Here is a 314-nt window from a genome sequence, read left to right as displayed (position 1 = left end):
ACCAAATACGCCGTCAAGCCATAAACATAAGTTGATAGCTTCTTCATTTTCAAACTCATTAAATCCTAATGAAAATGACATATTAGCTAGTTTTTTCGTACACTCTTTTGCTTGTTCCAAGGCTAGATTTAAATACTCATCAAACTCTTTACCCGATCGCTCCTCTGGTTTAAATAGCTTAATTTCCTCTAAGGCCAGAACCGCTGTTGATATAGGTTTTGATATGTCGTGGGCAGAAGACGCGGCTTGCAGACCAAAAGAAAATATTATATCCGACTGTTTTTGATACTCTTTTGAGCGAATTAAATCATTAT

1 protein-coding gene is annotated in these 314 nt (G+C 36.0%); it reads right to left on the bottom strand.

Features of this window, described 5'->3' with window-relative positions:
* Positions 1-314 (bottom strand): hypothetical protein (locus V1952_RS22660; RefSeq protein ID WP_420075650.1); only part of this gene is annotated, 314 nt, incomplete at both ends.

Origin of the sequence: Yersinia sp. 2542 StPb PI, from assembly GCF_048593855.1 — a bacterium.
Classification (GTDB): domain Bacteria; phylum Pseudomonadota; class Gammaproteobacteria; order Enterobacterales; family Enterobacteriaceae; genus Yersinia; species Yersinia enterocolitica_E.
Note: the sequence above shows the minus strand (reverse complement) of the source record. Positions and strands in the feature narration are given on the sequence as shown.